This window comes from Peptoniphilus sp. (assembly GCF_050943655.1).
GTDB lineage: Bacteria > Bacillota > Clostridia > Tissierellales > Peptoniphilaceae > Peptoniphilus_A.
This window is the reverse complement of sequence record NZ_JBMNPQ010000106.1, coordinates 1-3,685: the sequence shown is the minus strand read 5'-3', so window position 1 is coordinate 3,685 and position 3,685 is coordinate 1. Positions and strand designations below refer to the sequence as shown.

Annotated in this window: 3 protein-coding genes; 2 read left to right on the top strand and 1 reads right to left on the bottom strand. The window is 33.6% G+C overall.

What is annotated here, in order from left to right; all coding sequences use genetic code 11:
* Positions 1–78: 78 nt before the first annotated feature.
* Positions 79–762 carry a radical SAM protein gene (locus tag ACOX6R_RS07565; RefSeq protein ID WP_433448870.1) on the top strand — a complete coding sequence of 228 codons (684 nt, stop codon included), beginning with the start codon at positions 79–81 and terminating at the stop codon, positions 760–762.
* Between the two features lie 88 nt (positions 763–850).
* On the opposite strand, the gene ACOX6R_RS07560 is transcribed toward ACOX6R_RS07565, so the two are convergent.
* Complete coding sequence (locus tag ACOX6R_RS07560) at positions 851–2,419, bottom strand: AbgT family transporter (RefSeq protein ID WP_433448868.1); 1,569 nt, start codon at positions 2,417–2,419, stop codon at positions 851–853.
* Positions 2,420–3,064: 645 nt separating this feature from the next.
* Here ACOX6R_RS07560 and sdaAB point away from each other — a divergent pair.
* Positions 3,065–3,685, top strand: a 621-nt coding sequence (sdaAB, locus tag ACOX6R_RS07555) for an L-serine ammonia-lyase, iron-sulfur-dependent subunit beta (RefSeq protein WP_433448866.1), incomplete at its 3' end; no start/stop codon positions are given.

The following is a 3,685-nucleotide window of genomic DNA, read 5'->3' as shown; positions in this document are numbered from 1 at the left end:
AAGTAAGAATTAAATGCAAAATTCATGATTTTCCTCCTCTTTATATTATATAATCAGTATATAACAGGTGGTGATTTTATCAATAGATATTCAAAAATTTTAAATAAAACAAAAAGAGAGATTGTTCTCTTAAAGGCAAAGCCATGCAAGTGGGGTAAGTGCATCTTTTGCGACTATATTAACGACAATGAAGTCGATGAGGACTATATAGATGAGGTTAATCTTGAAGTTTTAAAGAATGTGACGGGCGAATTTCAAGTTTTAGAAGTTATCGACTCGGCATCTGTCTTTGAGCTTACAGATAAAACTATGGCGGCAATTAAAAAAGTTGTCGATGAGAAGAATATAAAGAGACTATTTTTTGAAGCTCACTGGATTTATCGACATAGGTTGGATGAGATTAGAGACTACTTTGGCGTTCCAATAACTTTTAAGACAGGTGTTGAAACTTTTGACAATGATTTTCGAGAAAATTATTTAAAAAAAGGTGCAAGCTTTACAAATTGGCAAGAAGTAAAAAAATATTTTGACTCACCATGCATCATGGTCGGTATAAAGGGTCAGACTAAAGAGAGCATTGCAAGGGATATGGAAATTATTAAAAACTTCGATCACGCGACTGTAAATATTTTTGAAGAAAATTCTACAGATGTGAAAAGAGACGATGAATTAGTTAAGTGGTTCTACGAAAACTACAGATATTTAGAAGACGATCCAAAGGTAGATATTCTATTTAATATTACAGACTTTGGAGTAGGCTGATTTGTTTAATAAATTTTGAGATAACAACAAAATATGGCAACAAAAAAACTGATTAGGATATTCCCAATCAGTTTTTCTTTAATTAATATTAAAACATCAATAGACTTGCCATATCTGCAACATGAAGTGGTGCATCTGGTCCTACTGGAATTCCAAGTAAGTACCAAATTACTAAGAATATTGTCCATGCGCCTAAGAAAGATAGGGAATATGGAAGCATCATTGAAGTAAGTGTACCAAGTCCAGCATCTTCGTCATATTTTTGCATAAATACTACAACCATTGCAAAGTATGCCATAAGTGGTGTGATGATGTTTGTACATGAGTCTCCAACTCTATATGCAACTTGTGTAAGTGCTGGAGAAAGACCAATTTCATACATCATTGGCACAAATATTGGAGCCATAATTGCCCATTTAGCAGAAGCTGATCCGATAAATAGGTTTATGAATGCTGATACTAAGATGAATAGTATAAGTAGTGGCGCTCCGTTAAGGTTAATTGACTTTAAGAAGTCTGCACCGTTTTTTGCAAGTATAAGTGCTAAGTTTGTTTGTGAGAAGTACTCAACAAATTGTGCACAGAAGAATGCAAGAACTAAGAATCCAGAAAGACCTGACATTGCATCTGCCATGTGTTTAACAAGGTCTTGTGAATTTTTAATTGTTCCAACAGTTTTTCCATAAGCAATACCTGGAATTAAGAATAATAATAGTAGTGCAAGAATTAGTCCATGTCCCAAGAACTCTTTAAGGTTTACTGCGTTTGCAACTTCGTCGAATGTTCTAAAAGGAGCTCCTTCAGGGAACATTAATAGTGCCATAATAACAATATAGATAAGCACGCTTATACCTGCGTTTCTAAGTCCTCTAAGTTCAACATCTGTAAGAGGAGTGTTGTCTGGCTCATATTCTCCTTGGTATTCTCCCAAGTTCTTTTCAACAATTTTTGTAGTAACAAGAGTACCGATAATTGTAACTAAGAATGTTGAAGCAATTAAGAAGTACCAGTTACAAGTTGGAGCAAGTTGTACATCAATTTTACTAGCCTTAAGTGCCGCATTAGTGATATTAGTTAAAAGTGGGTCAGTTGTACCAATAATAAGGTTTGCTGAGAAACCACCACTAACTCCGGCAAATCCAGCTGCAATACCAGCAAGTGGATGACGTCCTGCATTAGCAAAAATAAGTGCACCTAGTGGAACTACAATTAAATATCCCGCATCACTTGCTATATTTGAAATAACCCCAACAAAAACTACTGTTGCAGCAAGAAGAGTAGGGTTTACATTAGATAACATTTTCTTTAAAACTGATGAGAAAAGACCACTGTTTTCAGCTACACCAACACCAAGCATAGCTACTAGAACTGTTCCTAGTGGAGCAAAACTTGTAAAGTTATCTGTTGCTGAGTTAAATATAAATCTTAAACCTTCCCAGTTTAAAAGTGAAACTGCTTCTTTTGTAACTTCTTCTCCAGCTTTTGCATCAAAATATGTAACATGCATGCCAGATTTAGCTGCGAAATGTGAGATGATGATTACGATTACTGAAAGAATTACGAAGATCATCGCTGGATGCGGAAGCGCATTACCAACCTTTTCAACACCTTTCAGGAAGCTGCCGACATCATTATTGTCTTTTACTTTCTTTGACATAATAACCTCCTAAATAATATAAAAGTACCATATAATTGTACCGAAGAACAATGTTAATTTCAATGGATTATTGAATTTTTATCAATCCAGTTTTCCTTTAAAGGAAAAACGGTTTAGGGCACTATAGTAAATTTTAACGCGATGACTTTAAGTATTGTTAGAAGTTAAGTTTATCTGCGAAAAGCGATTTGCTCATCTAAAACATTTTAAAATTTTTATTGGACTTGGGACTTTGTGAAATTTACAAATTTAATAAAACTGATAAAAAAACCAATGAAAACTTATATTTTTTATTAAAATTTTGGCGAAAAAATTCAATTTTGGACTTTAAAGCGTACAATTATGCCTGAAAGCGATTGTTTTATAAATGATCTATAATCCACATAGTGGAATTAAAAATTTCACAAACTAAAAGCTTCTAGAGATTAGAATGTGAGAACGGTGCGAGAGATGGAGCAGTAAATTCTAAACTTAGTTTAAATAAAGGAAAGAATTTTAAAATCATTAAATCACAAAAGTGAGGAAAGCGTATTACTTTCAAACTGTGTCAATTTCACGTGTACAAATGTGTTTCTTTCTAGTATAATATTAAGCGGAAATGTTTTTATTTGAATTATTAGTTTTAATATAGAGGTGATTTACTTAATGAAAGAGTATAGTTCTTTCGAAATACTTGGTCCAATAATGGTTGGTCCTTCTTCATCACACACAGCAGGTGCGTGTAAAATTGCAAGAGTGGCAGCAAGAGTATCAAGACCAGGATGGGTAAAGGTAGACTTCTACCTTCACGGCTCATTTGCACATACTTATAAGGGACATGGCACAGACAAGGCTCTTCTTGGAGGAATAATGGGATTTGAAACTTATGACGATTCCCTAAGAGATTCTTTCCACATAGCAGAAGAAAGAGGTATAAATTATAAATTTATTCCATGTGATCTTGGTAAAAAATACCATCCAAACACTGTAAAGATTGTCTTTACATATGCTGATGGGGAAGAAGAGTATATAATTGGTTCTTCCATTGGTGGTGGAAACATGATACTTGTTAACATTAACGGAATTGACGTCGAGTTTGACGGAAAATATCCTACTCTACTTTTTAAATACAATGAACAAAAGGGAGTAATAGCAAGTGTTTCTACTGCTCTTAATGAAAGTGATTTAAATATAGAATCTATTAATACAGAAAAGGACGAACTTACTCAAATAGTAACACTAACTGTTGAAGTTGATACAAAGATAGATGAGAAAGTAGTTAAAAAA